The organism is Leifsonia sp. 563, from assembly GCF_040545055.1.
Classification (GTDB): Bacteria; Actinomycetota; Actinomycetes; order Actinomycetales; family Microbacteriaceae; genus Leifsonia.
Map to the genome: position 1 here is coordinate 65800 of NZ_JBEPLE010000005.1, position 22982 is coordinate 88781.

The window sequence follows — 22982 nt, forward strand, 5'->3', positions numbered from 1 at the left end:
CGGGATGACGCGGGATGACGCGGGATGGCACGGGCCGGTCGGCCCCGTCGGGACCGTCGGCCCGCTACTCGGCAGCGGTCAGGCCGTGCTCGAAGGCGTAGACCACCATCTGCACGCGGTCGCGCAACCCCAGCTTCGCGAGGATGCGCGAGATGTGCGTCTTCACAGTCGCCTCGCTGAGGAACTCGGAGCCCGCGATCTCCGCGTTGCTCAGCCCGCGCGCGGCGAGAACGAAGATCTCGCGCTCGCGGGAGGTGAGGGAGGCGAACTCCGGCGGCTCCGGCCGCACCGGCTGCGCGGACGAGAAGTACTCGAACAGCTCGCGCGTGGCTCCTGCCGCGATGACCGCACTGCCCGCGTGCACTGTCCGGATGGCGGCGAGCAGGAACTCGGGCTCCGCGTCCTTCAGCACGAACCCGCTCGCCCCGCCGCGGATCGCGCGGGCGGCCGCCTCGTCCAGGTCGAACGTCGTCAGCACCACGATCCGGGGCGCCGTGCGTCCCGCGCGCTCGGCGTCGGCGATAATCGCACTGGTGGCGGCGATGCCGTCCATCACGGGCATCCGGATGTCCATCAGCACGACGTCCGGACGCGTCTCCGCCGCCAGGCGCACACCCTCCTGCCCGTTGCCGGCCTCCCCCGCGAACTCGAGGTCGTCCTGCGAGCTGAGCAGCATCCGCACGCCCGCGCGGAACAGCGGCTGGTCGTCGACGAGCAGCACCCGGATCGGCGCCGCCTCGACCGTCGCGCCGCTCACGCGACCGCCCCCGGGAGGAAGGCCGTGACCACGAACTCCCCGTTCTGCGGCCCGGCCGTGAGCGATCCCCCGGCGAGGGAGGCGCGCTCGCGCATCCCGGGCAGCCCGTGGCCGATCCGGGGCAGCGAGCCGGTCATGGTGGGTTCGAGGGTGGTGTCTCTCATGGTGTTCCTCACGGTGATGACGATTCCTGGTCCGCGGTGGGTCGGCGCCTCCGCGAGCACGACGCTCGCCGGGCGGCTGGTGTCGCCGTGGCGCAGGGCGTTGGTCAGAGCCTCCTGCACGATGCGGAAGGCGGCGAGCTGCTGCGCAGAGCCCAAGGCGGCGACATCCCCCTGCCGTTCCAGGTCGACGGGGAGACCGGCCGAGCGGATGTGCTCGACCGTCTGATCGAGGTCGGCCAGCGACGGCTGCGGTCCGTCGTGGGCACCCGGTTCGCGGGCGGCGTCGGCGGGATGCGACTGGCGCAGCTCGGCGAGCAGCACACGCACGTCGCCGAGTGCGGACCGGGCGGTGGATGCGATGGTCGCGAGCGCCTCATCCACGGCGTCCGGGTCGGTGCGCCGGGCGTATCGCGCTCCGTCCGCCTGGGCGATGACGACCGCGAGCGAGTGGGCGACCACGTCGTGCATGTCCCGCGCGATGCGGGTGCGCTCCTGCTCGACCACGACGTCCTCGACCGCCCGGTTGCGGTCGAGTTCGGCCTCCGCCCGGGCGCGGCGGGCGACGCGGGCGTTGCGCCAGGTGCGCATGAGCAGGCCGAGCACCCACGAGAGGCCGAGCACCGTGACGCTCACGACGAACAGGAACGCGAACTGCAGCGCGACGCTCGCGATCGCGCTCGACAGGAGGTCGTAGTAGCCCTGCGCGACCGCGGCCGTCACCGTCAGGTACAGGGCGGCGACGAGAGCGCCGATCCCGGCCGAGATGAGGCCGGCGGCACGGACGATCCGGTCGCCGTAGGCGGCGGTCGCGTACAGCACGATGAGCACGGCGAGATTGCTGACCAGGATGCTGTGCCCGGTGGTCATCTGCAGCACGGCCGCCAGCCACGCGACCGAGAGCGCGACCGCCGGCGACATCCGGCGCAGCGCCACGGCCACCGCGAACGCGATGGTCACGAGGAACGCCGAGCGGTCGGCGCCGGCGATGAGCAGGGAGAACACGGCCAGGGCGATGGCGCCGGCGACGTCGGTCGTCAGCTGCGTCCGGGTCAGCCTTCTGACGAGCTCCGGGCGCGACGGGTCGTCCTCGCCGGACTCGGTCCCGCCGTTGGACGCCAGCCAGACCAGGACGGACGGCCCGCGGGAGCCCGAGGCGGTCACGTTCGCCGCGCGCTGCCGGGCGACCAGGAACCCGAGGAGCCAGGCGGCGACGAAGATGACGGCCAGCAGCAGGCTCATCAGCAGGAACCCGATGCCCTGGCTGGTGTAGTACCCGCCGATGACCGGGCCGAACTGCGGGAACTTCAGGTCGCCGCGCACCGTGAACAGGTAGGCGACCGCCGGGGCGAGCAGGATCGCCGACGAGAAGTCCAGCCAGCGGAGCACCCGGCCGCCATGCGCGGCTACGCCGACCAGCGACGCGACGACGGCGACCGCCGAGATCACCCGGAAGGCGCCATCCAGTGACTCCTGCTCGGTCAGCTCCAGCAGTACGGCGACCCACACGAGCCCCAGCGCGACACCGGGGAGGATGCGCGACAGCGCGACGGCGGCGCAGTAGAACACCAGCGCGAGCCCCGCCGCCAGGTCGTACGGCAGGCCGGTCACCAGCCACGCCGCGAACAGCACGACGGCCAGCGCAGGCTCCAGCACCCAGCGGTGCGGAGCGAGCGCGCTCAGCAGTCTGCGGCGGTCGGGCATGCTTCTACCGTACGGTCCGGGTGTGCGCGGCCGGGCATCCAGCGGCCGGAATCATCCTCGGGATGTACGGCCTCCTCCGCCTAGAACCCGAGCCGCCCCAGCTGCTTCGGGTCACGCTGCCAGTCCTTCGCCACCTTCACCCGGATCGACAGGAACACCTGGCGGCCGAGCAGCTTCTCGATCGGCACCCGCGCCGCGGCCCCAACGTCGCGGATGCGGCTGCCACCCTTTCCGATCACGATCGCCTTCTGGCTGTCGCGCTCGACGAAGAGGTTGGCGTAGACCTCGACGAGGTCCTTGTCGTCGCGCTCGATGATGTCGTCGATCGTCACCGCCAGCGAGTGCGGCAGCTCGTCCTCGACACCCTCCAGGACGGCCTCGCGGATGTACTCGGAGATGCGGTCTTCGAGTCCCTCGTCGGTGATGGCCTCATCCGGGTAGAGCGGTGCCGACGACTCCGGCAGCAGCTTCATCAGCTCCGAGGTCAGGGTCTCCAGCTGGATGTGGCTCACCGCGGACACCGGGATGATCGCCTCCCACTCGCGCAGCGCGGACACCGCGAGCAGCTGCTCGGCCACCTGCGTCTTGCCCGCCGCATCCACCTTGGTCACGATCGCGACCTTCTTGGCGCGCGGGTACTCGTCCAGCTGCTCGTTGATGAAGCGGTCGCCGGGGCCGATCTTCTCGTCGGCGGGGACGCAGAAGCCGATCACGTCGACATCGCCCAGGGTGGACTGGACGAGCGTGTTGAGGCGCTCTCCGAGCAGCGTGCGCGGCCGGTGGATGCCCGGCGTGTCGACCAGGATGAGCTGGCCGTCCTTCTGATGGACGATCCCGCGGATCGCGCGCCGGGTGGTCTGCGGCTTCGAACTCGTGATGGCGACCTTCTCGCCCACGAGGGCGTTGGTCAGCGTCGACTTGCCCACGTTGGGGCGGCCGACGAACGAGACGAATCCGGCGTGGTACTCGGTCACGATCTGCTCTCCTGAGTGTGTCGGGTGTCGCGGCGGGAATCGCCGACGTCACCGTGGCGGTTGTCGCCATGCCGCGTGTCGCCGTGGCGGTCGTGCCGCGCGCCACGTCGGTCGTCGTCGCGGGACTCGCGGGAGCCGGCGGTCTCGGCGTCCGCCGCCGGAAGCAGGGCGGCATCCCGCTCGACGATGACCGTCGCGACGTGCTTGTGCCGGCCCTCGATGCGGTCGACCGTGAAGCGCAGGCCGTGCACCGTGACCGCCGAGCCGACCTCGGGCAGGCGCCCGAGCGCCTTGGTGACGAGACCGCCGACGCTGTCGACGTCCTCCTCCTCGATCTCGGTGTCGAACAGTTCGGCCAGGTCGTCGATCGGGAGCCGGGTCGCGATGCGGTAGCGGCCCTCCCCGATCGCCTGGATGAGCGCGACCTCGTGGTCGTACTCGTCCGAGATGTCGCCGACCAGCTCCTCGATGAGGTCTTCGAGGGTGACCAGTCCAGCGATCCCGCCGTACTCGTCCACGACCATCGCGAGGTGGTTCGACTCGCGCTGCATCTGGGCGAGCAGGGCGTCGGCCTTCTGCGACTCCGGCACGAACAGGGCGGGGCGGGCCAGGTCGCGCACGGTGAGCTCGTCCGCGCCGAGGGGACGCTCGAAGCTCAGCTTCGCCGCATCCCTCAGGTAGAGAATGCCCACCACCTCGTCCGGGTCGCCGCCGTCGATGACCGGCATGCGCGAGACGCCGGTGCTGAAGAACAGCCCCATCGCCGTGCCGAGACCGGCGGTGGAGTCGACGGTGATCATGTCCGTGCGCGGGATCATCACCTCGCGCACCACGGTCGCGTTGAACTCGAAGATCGAGTGGATGAGCTCGCGGTCGTCCTCCTCGAGCACGTCGAACTCGGTCGCCTCGTCGACGATCGACAGCAGCTGCTCCTCGCTCGTCACCGGCGCCGAACGGGCGCGTGACGGCGTGACGCGGTTGCCGAGGGCGACCAGTCCGCCGGGGATGGGGCCGAGAACCACCCGGACGAAGCGCACGATCGGCGCCGTGAGGCGGAGCAGCAGCGTGGAGTTGGCCCGGCCGACACTGCGCGGGCTGACGCCGACGAGCACAAACGACACCGCCGTCATGATGAGCGCGGCCAGGATGAGCGAGATCCACCACTGCTCGAAGATCTGCTCGAAGGCGAGGGTGACCAGGACCGCCGCCGTCGTCTCCGCGATGATGCGGGTGAAGCTGATGGCGTTGAAGTAGGCGCCCGGGTCCTCCGCGATCGCACGCAGCGACTTCTTCGCCCGGGACGTCTCGGCGAGGTCGGCGATGTCGGCGCGCGACTGCACCGCGAGAGCCGAGTCGACGGCGGCCATCAGACCGCCGAAAGCCACCAGCAGGAACGCGACGATGAAGAACAGCGCCTGCAGCATCCCGCCCCCTACCGCTGTCGGTCGTAGCGCGAGAAGCCGACGAGGATGTCGCGCTGGATGGCGAACATCTCGCGCTCCTCGGCCGGCTCCGCGTGATCGAAGCCGAGCAGGTGAAGGATGCCGTGCGTGGTGAGCAGCAGCAGCTCGTCCATCAGCGAGTGGCCGGCCGTCTCGGCTTGCACCTGGGCGACCTGCGGGCACAGCACGACGTCACCGAGCAGACCCGCGGGCGACGGCTCCTCCTCGGTTCCCGGGCGCAGCTCGTCCATCGGGAAGCTGAGGACATCGGTCGGGCCGGGCTCGTCCATCCACTGCACGTGCAGCTGCTCCATGGCGGCCTCGTCGACCAGCACGATCGCGAGCTCCGCGTCCGGGTGGACGTGGAGGATGTCGAAGGCGTAGCCGGCGAGGCGCTGCAGGGCGGCCTCATCGACCTCGATGGTCGACTCGTTGTTGATCTCGATGCTCACTGCGGCCCTATCGTCGCTTCGGGAGGTGGTCGCGGGGCCCGCCGGAGCGGCGCTCGGCGCGGTTGGCGAACTCGGCCGCCTGTTCGCGCTCGTAGTGCCGCGCCTGCTGACGTGCGTCGTATTCGGTGTACGCGTCGACGATGCGCCCGACCAGGCTGTGGCGCACCACGTCTTCGCTCGTCAGCCGCGCGAAGTGGATGTCGTCGATGTCGTTGAGCACGCGAGTCACGAGCCGCAGCCCGCTGGCCGAGTTCGGCAGGTCGATCTGCGTGATGTCACCGGTGACGACCATCTTGGAGTTGAAGCCGAGACGGGTCAGGAACATCTTCATCTGCTCGGGCGTGGTGTTCTGCGCCTCGTCGAGCACGATGAAGGAGTCGTTGAGGGTGCGGCCGCGCATGTAGGCGAGCGGGGCGACCTCGATGGTGCCTGCGGCCAGCAGCTTCGGGACGAGCTCCGGGTCCATCATCTCGTTGAGCGCGTCGTACAGCGGGCGCAGGTACGGGTCGATCTTGTCGGTCAGCGTGCCGGGCAGGTAGCCGAGCCGCTCGCCCGCCTCGACGGCCGGACGCGTCAGGATGATCCGGTTGACCTCCTTGCGCTGCAGCGCCTGGACGGCCTTCGCCATCGCGAGGTACGTCTTGCCGGTTCCCGCAGGGCCGATGCCGAAGACGATCGTGTTGTGGTCGATCGCGTCGACGTACTGGCTCTGACCGAGCGTCTTCGGGCGGATGCTCTTGCCGCGCGCCGTCAGGATGGCCTGGCCGAGCACGTCGGACGGGCTCAGGTTGAGGTCGGTGCCGAGCATCCGGGCGGAGCTCGTCACCTCGGCAGGCGACAGGTCTTGGCCGTTCCGCACCATCTGGAGCAGCTCCTCCACGAGCCGTTGCGCCTCGGCCACCTGGCCGGCGTCGCCGCTCAGGGCGATCTCGTTGCCGCGCACGTGGACGCTGACGAGCGGATACTGCCGTTCCAGCGTGGTGAGCAGGCGATCCTGGGGTCCGAGAAGACGGACCATCTGCACGCCGTCGACGCTCAGGCGCACCTCGGCGCCGTCGCCCGGAGTCGCTCCGGAGGCGGTGGATTCGCTAGAGGGCAAGGCTTCCTTCCTCGAGGCCCGGGCCGTCACCCGGCGCGCTCAGTACGTGTGCGTGGACGTGGAACACGGTCTGACCCGCGCGCTCGCCCGTGTTGAAGACAAGACGGAAGTCGCCGTCGCCGAACTCGTCGGCGAGCCGCTTCGACGTCGCGACCAGTTCGGCCAGCAGCTCGGGGTCGCCGGCCGCCAGCTCGGCGACGTCTCGGTACTGCTCCGTCTTGGGCACGACGAGGAGGTGCACGGGGGCCTTCGGGGCGATGTCGCGGAACGCGATCAGGCGCTCCGAGTCGTACACCACGTCGGCCGGGATCTCACCCGCGATGATGCGGGAGAAGATCGAACGCTCCGTCTCTGCCATACCCCTATCCTATTCGCCCCCTCCGACGCTCGGCCGAGTCCGTCCCCTTGGCCGTCCGCCCGCCGTCGAGTCCGCAAACTTTGCACACGAAACCCCCTCAGAGCGTGCAAAGTTGCGGACTCGACGGTGGGGGTGAGTGCGAGGGGTGGGGTCACCAGCGCTGGAGGGACGCGTTGAGGACGGCGAGGGCGGCGGGACCGGCGGTCGAGGTGCGGAGCACCGTGGATCCCAGGCGCACGAGTTCCGCGCCCGCGTCGCGGAAAGCGGCCAGCTCTTGCGGCGCGATCCCGCCCTCCGGACCGACGACGAGCACCAGGTTGCGGCCGTCCGGCTCGACTGCCGTCAGGGGCGCGGTCGCATCCGGCTCGAGGACGAGCACCCGCGCCGACGCCGCTAGCACAGCGATCTGCTTCGTCGTCGCCAGCTCGCCGACCTCGGGCGTCCAGGCCCGGATCGACTGCTTGGCGGCCTCGCGCACGATCGTCGCCCAGCGCTCCCGGCCCTTCGCGACCTTGGCGCCCTCCCAGCGGGAGACCGAACGGGATGCGGCCCACGGCACCACCGCATCCACACCGAGCTCGGTAGCGGCCTGGATCGCGAGCTCATCCCGGTCGCCCTTGGCGAGCGCCTGCACCAGCGTGATCGTGGGGGTCTCGCGCTCGACGCGCGACACCGACTCGACGTCGATCGTCAGCTCGGTGTTCGTCGAGACGAGCACCTCGCCCGACGCGACGAGCCCGCGGCCGTTGCCGATGAGCACCGACTCCCCCGGTCGCGTGCGGTTCACGGTCGCGGCGTGCTTCGCTTCGGCGCCGGTCAGCGACAGCCGGGAGCCGACCTCGACGTCGTCGAGGTCCTCACGCAGGTAGAGGGACGCCATGACCCGCTAGAGGTTCAGGAACCTGTCGCGCAGCTTCGCGAACAGCCCCTGCTGGAACCGGGCCAGCGACGGCTCCGGACCCTTGTGGGCTGCGGCGAACTTCTTGATCAGGTCCTTCTCCTTGTGGTCGAGCTTCGTCGGAGTGACCACCTGGATGCCGACCCGGAGGTCGCCGCGGCCTGTGCCGCGGAGGTGCGTGATCCCGCGGTCCTTCACCGTGATGATGTCGGCGGACTGCGTGCCGGGCTTGAGCTCGAGTCGGATGTCGCCGTCGAGCGCCTTCACCGTCGCGGTCGTTCCGAGGATCGCATCCGTCATCGACAGCTCCAGCGTGCAGAGCAGGTCGTCGCCGTCGCGGCTGAAGACGTCGTGGTGCTTGACCTTGATCTCGAGGTAGAGGTCGCCGTTGGGGCCACCGGCCGGGCCGGCCTCGCCGCTGCCCGGCATCTGCAGGCGCAGGCCCGTGTCGACGCCCGCGGGGATGTCGACCGGGACGGTCCGACGAGCGCGCACACGACCCTGCCCCTGGCAAGTGACGCACGGCGTGGCGATGACGGTGCCGTAACCGCGGCAGGTGCCGCAGGGGCTCGACGTCATCACGTTGCCGAGCAGCGAGCGGACCGAGCGCTGGATGCTCCCCGTGCCGTGACAGATGTCGCAGGTCACCGGCTGCGTGCCCGGCTGGCAGCACGAGCCGTTGCAGGTCTCGCAGACCACGGCCGTGTCGACCTCGAGGTCGCGGTGGGTGCCGAAGATCACCTCGTCGAGGTCGACCTCGACGCGCAGCAGGGCGTCCTGTCCGCGCTCCCGGCGGGACCGCGGACCGCGGCTCGCACCGCCGCCTCCGCCGAAGAACGTCTCGAAGATGTCACTGAAGCCGGCGAAGTCGGCTCCGCCCGCGCCTCCGCCGAAGCCGCCGGAGCCGCCCAGGTCGTACTGCTGCCGCTGCTGCGGGTCGCTGAGCACGTCGTACGCGTGCGTGACGAGCTTGAAGCGCTCCTGCGCCTCGGCGCTGGGATTCACGTCCGGGTGGAGCTCGCGCGCCAGCCGGCGGTACGCCTTCTTGATCTCATCGGGGCTGGCGTCGCGCTCGACGCCGAGGACTTCGTAGTGGTCGGCCACGTGGGGCTGTTCCTTCTTCTTTCGTCGCGTGTGGTGATCGCCGGATGCTGGTGCGGCCTACTGGTCGCCGAGCAGCCGGGAGAGGTAGCGGGCGACCGCGCGGACGGCGGCCATGTTGCCCGAGTAGTCCATGCGGAGCGGTCCGAGGAGCCCGACGCGGGCCACATCCGATCCCGCCGCACTGTAACCGCTGGAGAGCACGGATGCTTCCGTCAGCCCGAAGCCGGCGTTCTCGCGGCCGATGCTGACGGCGACGCCGTGCTGGTCGGTGGCCATCTCGTCGAACAGCCGGAGCAGGACGACCTGCTCCTCGATCGCTTCGAGGACCGGGGTGATGGTTCCGGGGAAGTCGAGCTCGGTGCGCACGAGGTTCGCCGCGCCTGCCATGACCAGCTTCTCCTGCCGGTTGGCCGCGATCTGGTCGAGGAGTGCGCTCGCCACGGGCTCCACCAGGGCGCGCGTGCGCTCGGTGAGAGCGTCGGGCAGTTCGCGCAGCCGGGTGGCGGCCTCTGCCAGGGTCAGGCCCGCCGCAGCGCCGTTGATCGCGCCGCGGATCTCGGCCACATCCTCATCGCTCAGATCGGCCGGGAGCTCGATCACGCGCTGCTCGACGGCGCCGGAATCGGTGATGAGCACGCTCAGCAGGCGGTGCGAGGCAAGAGCGACCAGCTCGATGTGGCGGATACGCGAGCGCGCGACCGACGGATACTGCACCAGCGCGACCTGGTTGGTCAGCTGGGAGAGCAGCCGGACGGTGCGCGAGAGCACATCGTCGAGGTCGACCGACTGGCCGAGGAACGTCTCGATCGCGGTGCGCTGGGCGGAGGTGAGCGGACGCATCTCCGCCAGGTGGTCGACGAAGAGGCGGTAGCCCTTGTCGGTGGGGACGCGCCCGGAGGACGTGTGCGGGGCCGCGATCAGCTCCTCTTCCTCCAGCAGCGCCATGTCGTTGCGGATCGTCGCGGCGGACACTCCGAAGGAGTGGCGCTCGACGATGCTCTTCGAACCGACCGGCTCGCGCGACGCCACGTAGTCCTGGACGATGACGCGCAACACCTCGAGGCTGCGTTCCGAGACCATCTCCGCCTCCCGTCGACCGTTTAGCACTCGCTCTTCCTGAGTGCCAATCCTACCGCGTCGAAACGCGGCGCGGATGATTGCTGCCTGTGACACGGCCGCAGTACCGTATGCTCACCGGTTCGACGCACCGTCGCAGCCGATCACGAAAGGGTTCCGCCGAATGACCGACCCGAACCAGCCGACCGACCCTGCGGGTGGGGTCCCCCCGCAGCAGCCCGGCGGCGTTCCGCCCCAGCAGCCCTACTCCAACGTCCCTCCCCAGCAGCCGTACGGCCAGCCCGCCGGGCAGCAGCCGTACGCAGCCGCACCCGCCGCCCCGCTCGACGCCGCGCAGGACAAGCAGTGGGCCGCCTTCGCCCACCTCGGCGGCATCCTCTGGATCCTCCCGTCGCTGATCATCTGGCTCGTGTTCAAGGACCGCGGCCGCCTCACCAACCAGGAGGCCAAGGAGGCCCTCAACTGGCAGATCACGTGGATCATCGCCTGGGTGGCCTCGCAGATCATCGGCGTGATCATCGGCAGCTTCACGTACGGGATCGGCTACCTGCTGTTCGGCCTGCTCATCCCGTGGGCGCTGTACATCATCAACCTGGTCTTCTCGATCCTCGGCTTCGTCCGCGTGAACAGCGGAGGCACGTACCGCTACCCGGTGAACTTCCGCTTCATCAAGTAGCTCCCGCCAGGCGGCATTCGGCCCCCAGCCGGGCGTCGGCGCGTTCAGGCTCTTTTCAGCCTGCGCCCCCGCGCCCTAGGCTGGGGGCCGAACACGTCCATCCCCAGCTCTTGAGGAGAACCGCGCCATGTCCGCGACACCCCCGCCGCCGCCACCCCAGCAGCCTTACGGAGGCGGCGCGCAGCAGCTCAGCCCCGCCGACGAGAAGCTCTGGGCGACGCTCGTCCAGATCGGCGGCATCCTGTTCAACTGGATCCCGGCGCTCATCGGCTACCTGGTGCTGAAGGACCGCGGGCCGTTCGTCCGCGCCCACACCGCCACCGCGCTGAACTTCCAGATCACCATCTTCATCGCGTACGTCGTCGGCGGACTGCTCTCGATCGTCTTCATCGGGATCTTCGTCATCCTCGCCGCGTGGGTGCTCAACATCGTGTTCAGCATCATCGCAGCCGTGAAGGCCAACCAGGGCGAGTACTACACGTACCCGATCGCCATCCGGTTCGTCAGCTAGACGCGACGCACCTCTCAGGCGGCCTCGTCCGCCAGCAGCCGCCGCACCACCGCGTCGGCCAGGAGCCGCCCCCGCAGGGTCAGAACGATCGATCCGCGGAGGGCGGCTCGTCCGTCCACCAGACCGTCGGCGATCAGACCGGGCACCTCGTGCCGGCCCGCCTCTCCCAGTTCGGCCGTGCGCAGCCCGTCGCGGATGCGCGAGAGCAGCAGCACCCGCTCCACCCGCCGAGTCTCGGCGTCGAGTGTCTCCCGGCCCGCTGCGGGCGACTCCCCCGCCAGCACGCGCTGTGCGTAGGCCGCGGGGTGCTTCACGTTCCACCAGCGGACGCCGCCGACGTGGCTGTGCGCCCCGGGTCCGACGCCCCACCAGTCGTGGCCGAGCCAGTAGGCGAGGTTGTGGCGGGACCGGTGGGACGCGTCGGTCGCCCAGTTGCTGACCTCGTACCACTCGTAGCCGGCGTCGGAGAGGCGCGTGTCCGCCAGCTCGTACATGTCGGCTTCGAGGTCGTCGTCGGGCTCCGGCACCTGCCCGGAGCGGATCTGTCGCGCCAGCTTGGTGCCCTGCTCGACGATCAGCGCGTAGGCGGACAGGTGGTCCGGCTCGCAGGCGAGGGCGGTGTCGAGGCTGCGCGACCAGTCGTCGAGCGACTCCCCCGGCGTCCCGTAGATCAGGTCGAGACTGACCTGCAGGCCGGCTTCACGCGCCCAGCCGACCACCAGCGGAATGCGAGCAGGGTCGTGCGTGCGCTCCAGCGTCTCCAGCACGTGCGGGACGGCGGACTGCATCCCGAACGACACCCGGGTGAACCCGGCGTCGGCGAGTCGCTGCAGGTCGTCCGCATCCACGGAGTCCGGATTCGCCTCGGTGGTGACCTCGGCGCCGTCGGCGAGACCCCACTCGTCGCGCACGGCGCCGAGCATCGCGGCGAGGTCGCCGGGCGGAAGCAGTGTCGGCGTCCCGCCGCCGAAGAACACCGTCGACACTGTGCGGTCGGGCACGCCGCTCGCGCGCAGGGCATCGGCGGCGAACGCCACCTCGCGCACTGCATGACCCGCGTAGTCCGATTGCGAAACTCCGCGGAGCTCAGTCGCCGTGTACGTGTTGAAATCGCAGTAGCCGCAGCGCACCCGGCAGAACGGGACGTGCAGGTAGACGCCGAAGTCGCGTTCGTGCGCGCCGTCGGCGGCGGTCGCGGGCAGCAGGCCGTCGGCCGGCGCGGGGTCGCCGATCGGGATGACGCTCGGCATCAGGCGGACCGGACGGGGTGGAGCGCGCGCAGGTACTTCGCCGTGTAGCGGCGCTGGACCATCGCCAGCACCGGCGCGACCAGACGGTAGAACGCGTTGGAGGGCCGCGACAGCGCGCGGAGCACGAACCAGACCGTGCCGTCGTCGCGCTGTTCGACCAGGAACAGCTCTTCGCCGCTCTCGGGATGCCCGTGCAGCGTCCCGTAGGCGAACCCGCGCCGGTGCGGCTCGTCGACGACGTAGACGACACGGATCGGCGCGGACACCTTGAACGGGCCGAACGGGATCTTGAGCACAGCGGTCATGCCGTTGCGGACGAACGGGGTGCCGTCGTCGGCGAACACGTCCTCCTCCGGACGGTTCTCGCGCATGCGGACGGGCGTGCCGTCCGGACCGAACTCGACGCCCTCATACTGGACGCCGGTTCCCTCGCGCACATCCGTCACCTGGATCCCGCTGCCCTTCTGCACGCCCCACGCCATGAGCGCGGTCGCCGCGGTCTCGAACCGCTCGTCCCCGCTGCCCAGCCGGATGCTGCGCTCCAGCGGCTTGTAGCCCTTCGGCGGGTAGTACAGCAGATCGGCCGCCTGGGTGCCGCCGACCGCCCCGTACGTGACGGGTTGGTCGGTGAACGTCGAGCGGCGCATATATTCATCATCCGCCATGTCGAGCGGGTTCGCGAAACGGGGGTTGCTGCTCACCGCGCGCGTTCCGCCCGGATCGCGGACAGCGACGCTTCCGGGAACGGCGCCCGTATCCACAGGCTCTCGTACTCTTCCGTACCGTGCCTCTTCAGCACGTCCTCGGCGCCATCGACGATGGCGTCCACGAGTTCGCCGGGGGACAGGGTCGTATAGAACACGACGTCGCCGGTGTCGTCCGGCTCGTCGACCTGGTCGTTGAACCAGCGGATCGTGAGCGTCACGAGCCCCTCGCGGTTCTCGAATACCCACCAGAATTCTCCCGGCTCTTCGCTCCAGAAGCACCGCGCCGACGGGGAACCGGCCACGAGGTCCCGGACCGCTCGGAGCAGATCGCCCAGGGCATCGGAGAGGTAGGAGGCAGTCAGCCGCGCGTGCTGGCCATCATGACGGATGTCTGCGTAGGCCCAGCCGGCACCCTCGAGCCGGAAGTCGAAGTCCACGCCGTGATGCTAGCTGGGCTACTGCGTGACGATGAACACGCTTGGTTGGCAACGCGCCGGCGCCCTATCCGCCGTACTCATCGCAGTCGAGTTCCGCTCCAATGTTCGAGAGGAACGCAAGCGTCCGAGCGTCGAGGTGCCAGCCGAGGAGTTGGTGCTGACCGGCCAGCTTCGTGAGCGTGTCTCCGGCTGGAGAGACGCTCACATCGAGGATCTCTCGTTCGCCGTCCTCAGCATCGAAGTTGCGGACGATCTGGAGCACCGCCTCGACGTCAGCGGTGGCGACGAGTTCACGGATTCGAGCGTCGATCGGTTGCAGGCGGCGAACAACTCGTTCAACCTGCTCATCGACGCGAAGCCCGGGCTCGCCGCAACGAAGCTGCCAGGAGTGCGTGACCGGACGCGGTGGATCGACTCGCCTACTGCCCCGCACAGAGACCCTGTCTGGATCGAGGCCGAGCGCTTCCGTGATCGCATCGGCAGTGACCGTCTCACTGAACAGCCTGAAGTAGACATACTGACGAATCCGCACAACCACAGCTTGCTGGGGACTCAGGAACGAATCAAGGACAAGGTTCGTCCCTCCGAGCGCCCCGGGCGGTGCCCTCTTAATAAGACCTAACCCGGCCGCATTGGCTGACTATTCTGTGTCCTGCTTAGGCCAGCGACCCGAACCGAGCAAGGGAGCACCGCCCGGCCCCATATCCGACTCGGGGAGCACAAACTTGCGGCGCGCCATCTCGATCAGTTCCGCCGCGGCCTCGAAGCTGACGCTGACCGTCCCGAAGGAGTTGAAGGTGAGTTCGCCGCCGTTGTCGTCGTCGCGGAAAACCTCCAGGAGGCGCTCTCCGCTGTCGTCAACGAGCTCGATCGCCAAGCCATCCCGTGTGGAGACGTCGCTCGCGACCTGGAAGCGATAGGAGCCCACGTGTCTCACCTTTCAGGCGGCTACTTCTTGTCCTTCTTCTCCGTGTCGCCGGAGAGCGCCGCGATGAAGGCCTCCTGGGGGACCTCGACGCGGCCCACCATCTTCATGCGCTTCTTGCCCTCCTTCTGCTTCTCGAGGAGCTTGCGCTTGCGGGTGATGTCACCGCCGTAGCACTTGGCCAGGACGTCCTTGCGCATCGCGCGGATGTTCTCGCGCGCGATGATACGTGCGCCGATGGCGGCCTGGATGGGGACCTCGAACTGCTGGCGCGGGATCAGCTCGCGCAGGCGGGACGCCATCATCGTGCCGTAGGCGTAGGCCTTGTCGCGGTGGACGATCGCGCTGAACGCATCCACCGTCTCTCCCTGCAGCAGGATGTCGACCTTGACGAGGTCGGACTCCTGCTCGCCGAACGGCTCGTAGTCGAGGGAGGCGTAGCCGGCGGTCTTCGACTTCAGCTGGTCGAAGAAGTCGAAGACGATCTCGCCGAGCGGCATCGTGTAGCGGATCTCGACGCGGTCCTCGCCGAGGTACTCCATGCCCAGCAGCGAGCCGCGGCGGCTCTGGCAGAGCTCCATGATGACGCCGACGTAGTCCTTCGGCGCGAGGATGGCGGCCTTGACGACTGGCTCCTCCACCTTCTCGATCTTGCCGCCTGGGAACTCGCTCGGGTTGGTCACGGTGACGGTCTTCTTGTCTTCGGTCGTGACCTCGTAGATCACGCTCGGGGCGGTGGTGATGAGGTCGAGGCCGAACTCACGCGACAGCCGCTCGGTGATGATCTCCAGGTGCAGGAGGCCGAGGAAGCCGCAGCGGAAGCCGAAACCGAGAGCGACCGAGGTCTCCGGCTCGTAGACGAGGGCGGCGTCCGACAGCTTCAGCTTGTCGAGGGCCTCGCGCAGCTCCGGGTAGTCGCTGCCGTCGATCGGGTAGAGGCCCGAGAACACCATGGGCTTCGGCTCGGTATAGCCGGGGAGCGCATCGGTCGCGGGCTTCGCGGCGGTCGTGATCGTGTCGCCGACCTTCGACTGGCGAACGTCCTTCACACCGGTGATCAGGTAGCCGACCTCGCCGACGCCGAGACCCTTCGACGGGGTGGGCTCTGGAGCGGACACGCCGATCTCGAGGATCTCGTGCGTGGCGCGGGTGGACATCATCTGGATGCGCTCGCGCGGCTGGAGCTTGCCGTCCACCATGCGGACGTAGGTCACGACGCCGCGGTAGCTGTCGTAGACGGAGTCGAAGATCATCGCTCGGGCCGGGGCGTCTGCGTCGCCCACCGGGGCCGGGATCTCGGCGACGACGCGGTCGAGGAGGGCCTCGACGCCCATCCCTGTCTTGCCGGACACGCGGAGCACGTCCTCGGGCTTCCCGCCGATGAGGCTCGCCAGCTCTTGCGCGTACTTGTCCGGGTCGGCCGCGGGCAGGTCGATCTTGTTGAGCACGGGCACGATCGTGAGATCGTTCTCCAGCGCCAGGTACAGGTTCGCGAGCGTCTGCGCCTCGATGCCCTGGGCGGCGTCGACGAGCAGGATGGCTCCCTCGCACGCGGCGAGGGACCGGGAGACCTCGTAGGTGAAGTCGACGTGCCCCGGGGTGTCGATCATGTTCAGCGCGAAGGTGTCGCCGTCGACCTGCCACGGCATGCGGACGGCCTGGCTCTTGATCGTGATGCCGCGCTCACGCTCGATGTCCATGCGGTCGAGGTACTGGGCGCGCATGTCCCGGTCGGACACCACGCCGGTGATCTGCAGCATCCGGTCGGCCAGGGTCGACTTGCCGTGGTCGATGTGCGCGATGATGCAGAAATTGCGGATGGAGGCCGGGTCGGTCGCGGCGGGCTCGAGGGCCTGAAGAGCTCGTGGTGACATCGTCCGGCCATTCTCCCATGAACGTCCGGCCACCGGACGCACCGGTGACCGGACGCACTGCGGGCCGCGTGCTCAGGCGAAGCGCTCAGCGCGCTCCACCACCTGCCCGCGACCGTCTTCGAACCGGTAGACCTCCGCGCCGTTGATGTAGACGCGCTCGGCGCGCGAGTTCACGTCCAGCGGATCGCCCGACCAGACGACGACGTCGCCGTCGAGACCTGGCGTGAGCGAGCCGACCCGGTCGTCGAGGCGGAGGAAAGCGGCCGGGTTGACCGTCAGCGCCTCGAGCGCGGTCTGCCGCGGCAGGCCGTCCTTCACCGCGAGGGCCGCCTGGTATACGAGGAAGTTGATCGGGACGACCGGGTGGTCCGTGGTGATAGCGACACGGACTCCCGCCTTGGCCAGGGTCGCCAGATTGGCGATCGCCCGGTCGCGCAGCTCGACCTTGGACCGCGAGGTGAACATCGGGCCGAAGATGACCGGGATGTCGCGCTCGGCCAGCACGTCGGCGATCTTGTGCGCCTCGGTGCCGTGGTTGACGACCAGTCGGTAGCCGAACTCGTCGGCGAGGCGCAGCGCCGTGGCGATGTCGTCGTGGCGGTGGGTGTGCTGGTCCCAGGCGAGCTCGCCGTCGAGCACGCGCGCCAGGGTCTCCTTCGCCAGGTCGCGCTCGAACGGCTTGCCCTCGAGCTCGGCGTTCTCGCGCTGCACCCGGTAGTTCTGGGCGGCGACGAACGCCTCGCGGATGATCATCGCGACCCCGAGCCGCGTGCTCGGCGTGGCGTTCTTCGCCCCGTAGACCCGTTTCGGGTTCTCTCCCAGAGCGGACTTGACGCTCACCGCCTCGTGGATCACCTGCTCGTCGATGATCCGGCCGCCCCAGGTCTTGATCGCGACGGTCTGACCGCCGATGGGGTTGCCCGACCCGGGCTTCACGACCACCGAGGTCACCCCGCCGGACAGGGCGTCGCGGAAGCCCTCGTCGTCGATGTTGATGGCGTCGATGGCGCGCACCGCGGCCGTGTTCGGCGTTGTCATCTCGTTGGTGTCGTCGCCCGCGGGACCGTTCGCCTCCTCATGGATGCCCACGTGCCCGTGCGACTCGATGAACCCGGGCAGAACCCACTTGCCTGCCGCATCCACCACCGTCGCGCCGTCCGGCACGGTGACGTCTGACGCCGTTCCGACCGCGTCGATGACCCCGTCCGTGACGAGGACGACGCCGTTCTCGATCGGCTCCTGGGAGACGGGGACGACGTAACCGTTGACGATGGCGATGCTGGAGGTGGTCATGGAACGAGCCTACGCGCGCCCTTCCGCCGGGCCGCGCCGAACAGCGGACCTGGGGAATGTTCGAAGGACGGTCGTGTTGTGGACGATATGAACATCCTGCTCACCGGCGCGACCGGCTTCATCGGATCCTCTGTCCTCCCCCGGCTCCTCGACGAGGGCCACAGCGTCACAGCGCTCGTGCGCGACGACCAGAAGGCGGACGTCGTGCGGGCTGCCGGCGCGACAGCACTCGTGGGTGACGCGGCCGACGCCGCCCTGGTGGAGCGCGCGGCACGCGAGAGCGACGGCGTGATCCACCTGGCGTCGTCGAAGGATGTCGATGCGGTGCTCGTGCCGGCGGTCCTCGCCGGACTCGCCGGCACCGGCAAGCCGTTCGTGCACACCGGAGGAATCTGGACGTACGGCGACAACGACGACATCACCGAGGAGTCGCCCGCGCAGCCGCCGGCGCTCACGGCCTGGCGCGCAACCGCCGAGCAGCTCGTCCGCGACGCGGAGGGTGTGCGGGGTACCGTGGTCGTCCCGTCGATCGTCTACGGACACGGCAAGGGCCTCGCAAACGTGATCGTGGATGCGCCCCGCGGCTCCGGCACGGTACCCGCCCTCCGCCTGATCGGCGACGGATCGCAGCACTGGGCGACGGTGCACGTGGACGACCTCGCCGCCCTATACGTGCTCGCACTGGAACAGGGCGCGGCCGGCGCGACCTACATCGGGGCGGGCGGGCAGAACCCGACCGTTCGGGAGCTCGGGGAGGCCGCCGCACAGGCGGCCGGGATCGCCGGAGGGGTCGCCGCCGAGTCGGTCGACGAGTCGCGCGGCCGCCTGGGCGAGGCGCTCACGGACGCGCTGCTGCTCGACCAGCAGGCGCGCGGAACCCGCCCGCGCATCGACCTGGGCTGGGAGCCGAACGGCCCGAGCCTGCTCGAGGAGCTGCTCGTCGGGTCCTACGCGCCGGCTCGCGTCTGACCGCGATCCGCACCGTTTTGCCGCTGGGCGGTCTGCGCTGGTAATGTTGTTTGTTGGCTTGCGTGTGGATGTGTCCGCACGAAACGCCGCAAGGCGCCCTCTCCGCTGAGCGGCACATCCCTAACTCATCCAGAACGAAAGTGACCATTCGTGGCAAACATCAAGTCGCAGATCAAGCGCAACCGCACCAACAAGAAGGCCCAGGAGCGCAACAAGGCCGTCAAGAGCGAGCTCAAGACCGCCATCCGCGCCACCCGTGAGGCCGTCACGTCGGGCGACAAGGACAAGGCGACCGCGGCGCTGCGCGTCGCCGCCAAGAAGATCGACAAGGCGGCCAGCAAGGGCGTCATCCACAAGAACCAGGCGGCGAACCGCAAGTCGGCCATCGCCAAGCAGGTCGCCGCGCTCTAAGCGACGACCGCCAGCGGGACCTGTCCCGCGCCGCGAGAGAGCCCCCTCCTGGACTTCGGTCCGGGCGGGGGCTCTCTGCGTGTGCGGGGCATGCGCGCGCGGGATGTGCGTGCGCGCGGTGTGCGGGTGCGAACCCCGTGGGCGCGACCGGGCGCGCCCACAGCGTCAGCCGCGGCCGCGCGCGCTGATGATGCGGATCATGCGCTCGAGCGCGAACACCGGATCGCGGCCGCCGCCCTTGACGTTGGCATCGGTCTCGGCGAGCAGTTCGATGCAGCGACCGAGCCCGTCCTCCGTCCAGCCCGCCAGGTCGCGGCGGGCGCGGTCCACCTGCCACGGCGCCAGGCCGAACTGCTGCGCCAGTTGACCGGAGCCGCCGCGTGCGCCGGAGATCTTGGCCATGGTGCGGATCTTGCTGGCGAAAGCGGCCACCATCGGGACGGGGTCGGCACCCGACGCAAGCGCGTGCCGCATGGTGACGAGAGCCTCGCCGTGCCGGCCGGCGATCGCGGCGTCGGCGACCTGGAAGGCGTTCGTCTCGACGCGACCTCCGTAGTACTTGTCGACGGTGGCTTCGGTGATCTGCTCCGACGAGTCGGAGAGCAGCTGCTGGCAGGCGGCGGCCAGCTCGGCGAGGTCGTCGGAGAACGCCGATGTGATCGCCCGCAATGCGCCCGGGGTCACCTTGCGACCGGCCGCCGCGAACTCGGCCTGGGCGAAGTCGTACTTCTCGGCGTCCTTCTTGAGCTCGGCGCAGACGATCTCGATTCCGCCGCCGGTGCCGGAGCGGATCGCGTCGAGCAGCTTCTTGCCCCGGACGCCTCCCCCGTGGCGGAGGGTGACGATGGTGCCGTCGGCCGGCGATTCGAGGTAGGCGAGCATGTCCGAGAGGAACGCGTCGTTGAGCTTCTCGACGGCCTCCACTCGGATCAGGCGCGGCTCGCCGAACAGGGAGGGGCTCGCGAGTGTGAGCAGCTCGCCGGGGGCATAGTCGCCCGCGTGGAGGTCGCTGATCTCGAGGCTGGGATCTTCGGCCTTGAGTGCGTCACGGAGCGTGCGGACGGCTCGGTCGGCGAGGAAGGCCTCCGCTCCGGTGACGAGGACGATCGGCGCGGCACGCACCTGGTTCCAGGGAAGCTGCGGGATCGCGCTCGTGGCGGCGCGCGTCTTGCCCGCACCGGTTCTGCTGCTGCTTCGGGTGGCCACATTCCTCCTCGTCCATATCCAGGATACGGGCGGCCACTGTCAGTGCTGTCCGGCGTGCGTTCACTCCAGAGCCGCACCGCCGGACCCGTGCGGGCCGGGGACGTCGCCGACACCAGGAGCATCCCCTGCTCGTCGGTGCGAGCGACGGCCGTTCCGCTGTCTGCCAGCATCCGGAGCGCGGACGCCGTCGGATGCCCGTAGCCGTTGCGGACGCCGACCGACACCAGCCCCAGCCTGGCGTGAAGCCGACGGTACAGGTCCGGACTCTGGTCCGCGGATCCGTGGTGCGCGACCTTCACGACATCCACCGGGTGCAAAGCGCCGGCCGCGATGAGCGCATCCTGCGCTTCCTCGCCGAGGTCGCCCAGGAAGACCGTACGGAGGCCGCGGCCGTCGGTCTCCAGCGTGATGCTTCCCGCATTGCCTGTGTCCTCCTGGCCGCCTGTGGGCTGCGCCGGCGGCCAGAGCACGCGCCAGCTCACGCCTCCTAGCCGTCCCGACAATCCTGCGTAGCCGTGCTCGGTCGGCACTCCCGCCGCCCGGAGGATCGCGAGCGTGCGCTCGTCGGCATCGCGCACCGGGCGCTGAACGATCGCGTGCTCGACGCGACCGGCCACAGCGGACAGCCCGCCGACGTGGTCGGCATCGAAGTGGCTCAGCACGAGGAGGTCGATGCGGGAGATGCCCAGGCGGTCGAGACATGCCGCCGCGGGCTCCGGCTCCCGCCCGACATCGATCATGGCGACGGCGTCGCCGTCGCGGATCAGCAGGGAGTCTCCTTGGCCGACGTCGCAGGCGGCGAGCTGCCAATCGGGCGGAAGTGCGAGCGCGCGCCCGACGAGCCCCCCGCCCAGCGTCGCGAGGTAGACCACCGCTCCCCCGCACAGGACGACGACGGCGACGATCGAGGCCACCCGGGAGGAGTTCCGCCCGAGGACGATCACGGCGACCGCGACGAGGACCGCCGCACTCAACAACACTCCGACCAGCCCCGGCGCCCACGGCGCCGCGACACCAGGAAGTCGGCTCGTGAACACCGCGACCTGGGCGATCCAGGCAGAAGGCAGCCACGCTATCCAGATCACCGCCTGACCGAGTCCTGGCGTCAGCGGAAGCAACGCGCACGCGATGCAGCCGAGCATCGTGGCCACCGGTGCCGCCGGCTCGGCGAGCAGGTTCGCCGGCACCCCGTACAGCGGCAGCGTCGGCGCGAGCAGGAGCAGCACCGGCTGGCAGGCGAGCTGGGCGGCCGTGGGGACCGCCACGGCGATGGCCAGCGACTGCGGCATCCAGCGGGTGAAGAGTCGGCTCAACGGTCCCGCGAGGACCAGCAGCCCAGCCGTGGCGAGTACCGACAGCACGAAGCCGTAGTCGCGCGCCAGCCAGGGATCGTGGACCAACAGAACGACCATCGCGAGAGCGAGGGCAGGAATGCCGTCCGCAGGCCGGCCGCGCGCCAATCCGATCAGCAGCGCCGCCGCCATGACAGCCGCCCGGATGACGCTCGCTCCCGGTCCGACCAGCGCCACGAAGGCGGCCAAGGCTGCGGCGGCTGCCAGGATGCGCGAGCGGCGTCCGAGCCCCGCCAGACGCGCGAGGCCGAAGACCAGGGCGATGACGAGAGCGCAGTTGGCACCCGAGACGGCCGTGAGGTGGCTGAGCGATGCCGCCTTCATCGCCTCGTCGAGGTCGACCGACACAGCGGTCTCGTCACCGATCGCGAGTCCGGGGAGCAGCGCGCCGCCGTCACCCGGTGTCGACGCCGCGGCTCGCGCGAAGGTCTCGCGCGCGGACGCCGCCCAGCCGAGCCACGGCGGCGGAGCAGCGGCCACGGCCACGTCGTCTCGCGAGCTGACCATGTACGTCGTCGGCTCCCCCGGCTCCGCCCGTCGGACGGTGCCGTGGACGCGGACGACTGCTCCGAACGCGCAGGCGCGGGCGTCGTGCTCGCTCGCGCCGAACAACACCGACACCGGGATAGACGCCCCTCCGCCCTCCGTCCGGCCGCGCATACTCCAGCGGGCGCCCCCGTCGAATCCTGCCGCGACCCGCTGCGGGGCCCGCTCGACCCGCACCAGGATCGAGACTGTCTCCGATCGTGACGCCGCAGCTTCCATCTCGGGCGATTCACGCGCCGGAGCCTGTGCAGCCACCGCCACGGAACCGACGGCCACCCCGACGAGCGCCAACGCGACGAGCGGGAGCCCACCACGCGAGGAGCGTGCCGACGACCGACGTGGAGGACCGACCGCCAACCGGACACGCCATGCGAGAGCACCGATGGCGATCGCGCTGGACGCGAGAGCGACGACCGGGGCGAGCTCCGGTACGCCGATGAGCACTGCTACCGCGATCCAGAGCGCACACGCGGGCAGGGCGAGCCGCAGATCAGGCATCGGACGACTTCTCGCCGCCCACGATCAACCGAACCAGCCCGGTTGCGGCGACGTCTGGTACGGAAGCGCCGCGGGGTCGGGAAAGGGAGTCAGGTGGGTGTCGCATCCCTTCACGCTAGGAACCGACTGAGGTGCCCCATCCCGACGACCACTGATCAGTGGATAACTGCCAGAGCCATCGGAGTGTGGACGATACAGCCGCTAAGTGTGCGTGAACGAGAACCTCACACCGTCATCGATCGGCCCCACCGGTGTCTCGATCGTCATCCGGGAGCCGGACCCGTCGATGAGCATCTCTGCC

General features: G+C 69.8%; 22 protein-coding genes and 1 pseudogene. 4 read left to right on the top strand and 19 right to left on the bottom strand.

Annotated features, from left to right (window positions below; all coding sequences use genetic code 11):
• Window positions 1-64: 64 nt before the first annotated feature.
• From ABIC47_RS14435 to hrcA, 10 genes are all read right to left on the bottom strand, one after another.
• Window positions 65-757 carry a response regulator gene (locus ABIC47_RS14435; RefSeq protein WP_018190918.1) on the bottom strand — a complete coding sequence of 231 codons (693 nt, stop codon included), beginning with the start codon at window positions 755-757 and terminating at the stop codon, window positions 65-67.
• Window positions 754-2622: a sensor histidine kinase gene (locus ABIC47_RS14440; protein ID WP_354481338.1), complete on the bottom strand. Its 1869-nt coding sequence runs from the start codon at window positions 2620-2622 to the stop codon at window positions 754-756. Before ABIC47_RS14440 ends, ABIC47_RS14435 begins: the two co-directional genes overlap by 4 nt.
• 80 nt (window positions 2623-2702) lie before the next feature.
• Window positions 2703-3596 carry a GTPase Era gene (era, locus tag ABIC47_RS14445; RefSeq protein ID WP_018190916.1) on the bottom strand — a complete coding sequence of 298 codons (894 nt, stop codon included), beginning with the start codon at window positions 3594-3596 and terminating at the stop codon, window positions 2703-2705.
• On the bottom strand, window positions 3593-5020 hold the full coding sequence (locus ABIC47_RS14450; protein WP_354481341.1) for a hemolysin family protein: 1428 nt from the start codon (window positions 5018-5020) through the stop codon (window positions 3593-3595). The genes era and ABIC47_RS14450 overlap by 4 nt, the downstream gene beginning before the upstream one ends.
• 8 nt (window positions 5021-5028) lie before the next feature.
• Complete coding sequence (gene ybeY, locus ABIC47_RS14455; protein ID WP_018190914.1) at window positions 5029-5490, bottom strand: rRNA maturation RNase YbeY; 462 nt, start codon at window positions 5488-5490, stop codon at window positions 5029-5031.
• A gap of 7 nt (window positions 5491-5497) precedes the next feature.
• Window positions 5498-6589 (bottom strand): PhoH family protein, encoded by a 1092-nt coding sequence (locus ABIC47_RS14460; protein ID WP_020074831.1) that lies wholly within the window; start codon window positions 6587-6589, stop codon window positions 5498-5500.
• Window positions 6579-6947 carry a histidine triad nucleotide-binding protein gene (locus ABIC47_RS14465; protein ID WP_018190912.1) on the bottom strand — a complete coding sequence of 123 codons (369 nt, stop codon included), beginning with the start codon at window positions 6945-6947 and terminating at the stop codon, window positions 6579-6581. The genes ABIC47_RS14460 and ABIC47_RS14465 overlap by 11 nt, the downstream gene beginning before the upstream one ends.
• 151 nt (window positions 6948-7098) lie before the next feature.
• Complete coding sequence (locus ABIC47_RS14470; RefSeq protein ID WP_354481345.1) at window positions 7099-7827, bottom strand: 16S rRNA (uracil(1498)-N(3))-methyltransferase; 729 nt, start codon at window positions 7825-7827, stop codon at window positions 7099-7101.
• 6 nt (window positions 7828-7833) lie between these two features.
• Window positions 7834-8949, bottom strand: a complete 1116-nt coding sequence (gene dnaJ, locus ABIC47_RS14475) for a molecular chaperone DnaJ (RefSeq protein WP_018190910.1) — start codon at window positions 8947-8949, stop codon at window positions 7834-7836.
• A gap of 57 nt (window positions 8950-9006) precedes the next feature.
• On the bottom strand, window positions 9007-10029 hold the full coding sequence (hrcA, locus tag ABIC47_RS14480; RefSeq protein ID WP_018190909.1) for a heat-inducible transcriptional repressor HrcA: 1023 nt from the start codon (window positions 10027-10029) through the stop codon (window positions 9007-9009).
• A gap of 160 nt (window positions 10030-10189) precedes the next feature.
• On the opposite strand from hrcA, the gene ABIC47_RS14485 reads away from it, so the two are divergent.
• Together ABIC47_RS14485 and ABIC47_RS14490 are read left to right on the top strand one after the other, a co-directional pair.
• The gene (locus ABIC47_RS14485; RefSeq protein WP_018190908.1) at window positions 10190-10702 is read left to right on the top strand and encodes a DUF4870 domain-containing protein; all 513 of its coding nucleotides are present in this window, start codon (window positions 10190-10192) and stop codon (window positions 10700-10702) included.
• A gap of 127 nt (window positions 10703-10829) precedes the next feature.
• On the top strand, window positions 10830-11213 hold the full coding sequence (locus ABIC47_RS14490; RefSeq protein WP_018190907.1) for a DUF4870 domain-containing protein: 384 nt from the start codon (window positions 10830-10832) through the stop codon (window positions 11211-11213).
• 14 nt (window positions 11214-11227) lie between these two features.
• Here the strand turns inward: ABIC47_RS14490 and hemW are convergent, their stop codons facing one another.
• The 7 genes from hemW to ABIC47_RS14525 form a co-directional block, all read right to left on the bottom strand.
• Window positions 11228-12463 carry a radical SAM family heme chaperone HemW gene (gene hemW / locus ABIC47_RS14495; RefSeq protein WP_354481350.1) on the bottom strand — a complete coding sequence of 412 codons (1236 nt, stop codon included), beginning with the start codon at window positions 12461-12463 and terminating at the stop codon, window positions 11228-11230.
• Window positions 12463-13164: a DUF1990 domain-containing protein gene (locus tag ABIC47_RS14500; RefSeq protein WP_354481352.1), complete on the bottom strand. Its 702-nt coding sequence runs from the start codon at window positions 13162-13164 to the stop codon at window positions 12463-12465. Before ABIC47_RS14500 ends, hemW begins: the two co-directional genes overlap by 1 nt.
• Entirely contained in the window at window positions 13161-13607 is a 447-nt protein-coding gene (locus tag ABIC47_RS14505) for a hypothetical protein (RefSeq protein WP_354481355.1), read from the bottom strand. Before ABIC47_RS14505 ends, ABIC47_RS14500 begins: the two co-directional genes overlap by 4 nt.
• A 64-nt stretch (window positions 13608-13671) precedes the next feature.
• A complete protein-coding gene (locus ABIC47_RS14510) occupies window positions 13672-14145 on the bottom strand; it encodes a DUF4279 domain-containing protein (protein WP_354481358.1) in 474 nt (157 codons plus the stop codon).
• 102 nt (window positions 14146-14247) lie between these two features.
• Window positions 14248-14535 (bottom strand): ubiquitin family protein, encoded by a 288-nt coding sequence (locus ABIC47_RS14515; RefSeq protein ID WP_354481361.1) that lies wholly within the window; start codon window positions 14533-14535, stop codon window positions 14248-14250.
• A gap of 20 nt (window positions 14536-14555) precedes the next feature.
• Window positions 14556-16406 carry a translation elongation factor 4 gene (lepA, locus tag ABIC47_RS14520; protein WP_354481364.1) on the bottom strand — a complete coding sequence of 617 codons (1851 nt, stop codon included), beginning with the start codon at window positions 16404-16406 and terminating at the stop codon, window positions 14556-14558.
• Window positions 16407-16478: 72 nt separating this feature from the next.
• On the bottom strand, window positions 16479-17699 hold the full coding sequence (locus ABIC47_RS14525; protein ID WP_354481367.1) for an amidohydrolase: 1221 nt from the start codon (window positions 17697-17699) through the stop codon (window positions 16479-16481).
• Between the two features lie 87 nt (window positions 17700-17786).
• Here ABIC47_RS14525 and ABIC47_RS14530 point away from each other — a divergent pair, with 87 nt between their 5' ends.
• On the top strand, window positions 17787-18668 hold the full coding sequence (locus tag ABIC47_RS14530; RefSeq protein WP_018190902.1) for an NAD-dependent epimerase/dehydratase family protein: 882 nt from the start codon (window positions 17787-17789) through the stop codon (window positions 18666-18668).
• A gap of 150 nt (window positions 18669-18818) precedes the next feature.
• A complete protein-coding gene (rpsT, locus tag ABIC47_RS14535) occupies window positions 18819-19079 on the top strand; it encodes a 30S ribosomal protein S20 (RefSeq protein WP_018190901.1) in 261 nt (86 codons plus the stop codon).
• Between the two features lie 165 nt (window positions 19080-19244).
• On the opposite strand, the gene holA is transcribed toward rpsT, so the two are convergent.
• Both holA and ABIC47_RS14545 read right to left on the bottom strand, forming a co-directional pair.
• Entirely contained in the window at window positions 19245-20285 is a 1041-nt protein-coding gene (holA, locus tag ABIC47_RS14540; RefSeq protein WP_354481371.1) for a DNA polymerase III subunit delta, read from the bottom strand.
• 608 nt (window positions 20286-20893) lie between these two features.
• A pseudogene (locus tag ABIC47_RS14545) lies at window positions 20894-22681 on the bottom strand (ComEC/Rec2 family competence protein); the annotation flags it as partial.
• Window positions 22682-22982 lie beyond the last annotated feature (301 nt).

What these genes read in the sequence shown, in the direction of transcription:
- ABIC47_RS14440 (WP_354481338.1), bottom strand. Translation starts at nt 2,622, where the DNA reads ATGCCCGACCGCCGCAGACTGCTGAGCGCGCTCGCTCCGCACCGCTGG.
- ABIC47_RS14450 (WP_354481341.1), bottom strand. Translation starts at nt 5,020, where the DNA reads ATGCTGCAGGCGCTGTTCTTCATCGTCGCGTTCCTGCTGGTGGCTTTC.
- ABIC47_RS14465 (WP_018190912.1), bottom strand. Translation starts at nt 6,947, where the DNA reads ATGGCAGAGACGGAGCGTTCGATCTTCTCCCGCATCATCGCGGGTGAG.
- ABIC47_RS14470 (WP_354481345.1), bottom strand. Translation starts at nt 7,827, where the DNA reads ATGGCGTCCCTCTACCTGCGTGAGGACCTCGACGACGTCGAGGTCGGC.
- hrcA (WP_018190909.1), bottom strand. Translation starts at nt 10,029, where the DNA reads ATGGTCTCGGAACGCAGCCTCGAGGTGTTGCGCGTCATCGTCCAGGAC.
- ABIC47_RS14485 (WP_018190908.1), top strand. Translation starts at nt 10,190, where the DNA reads ATGACCGACCCGAACCAGCCGACCGACCCTGCGGGTGGGGTCCCCCCG.
- ABIC47_RS14490 (WP_018190907.1), top strand. Translation starts at nt 10,830, where the DNA reads ATGTCCGCGACACCCCCGCCGCCGCCACCCCAGCAGCCTTACGGAGGC.
- hemW (WP_354481350.1), bottom strand. Translation starts at nt 12,463, where the DNA reads ATGCCGAGCGTCATCCCGATCGGCGACCCCGCGCCGGCCGACGGCCTG.
- lepA (WP_354481364.1), bottom strand. Translation starts at nt 16,406, where the DNA reads ATGTCACCACGAGCTCTTCAGGCCCTCGAGCCCGCCGCGACCGACCCG.
- ABIC47_RS14525 (WP_354481367.1), bottom strand. Translation starts at nt 17,699, where the DNA reads ATGACCACCTCCAGCATCGCCATCGTCAACGGTTACGTCGTCCCCGTC.
- ABIC47_RS14530 (WP_018190902.1), top strand. Translation starts at nt 17,787, where the DNA reads ATGAACATCCTGCTCACCGGCGCGACCGGCTTCATCGGATCCTCTGTC.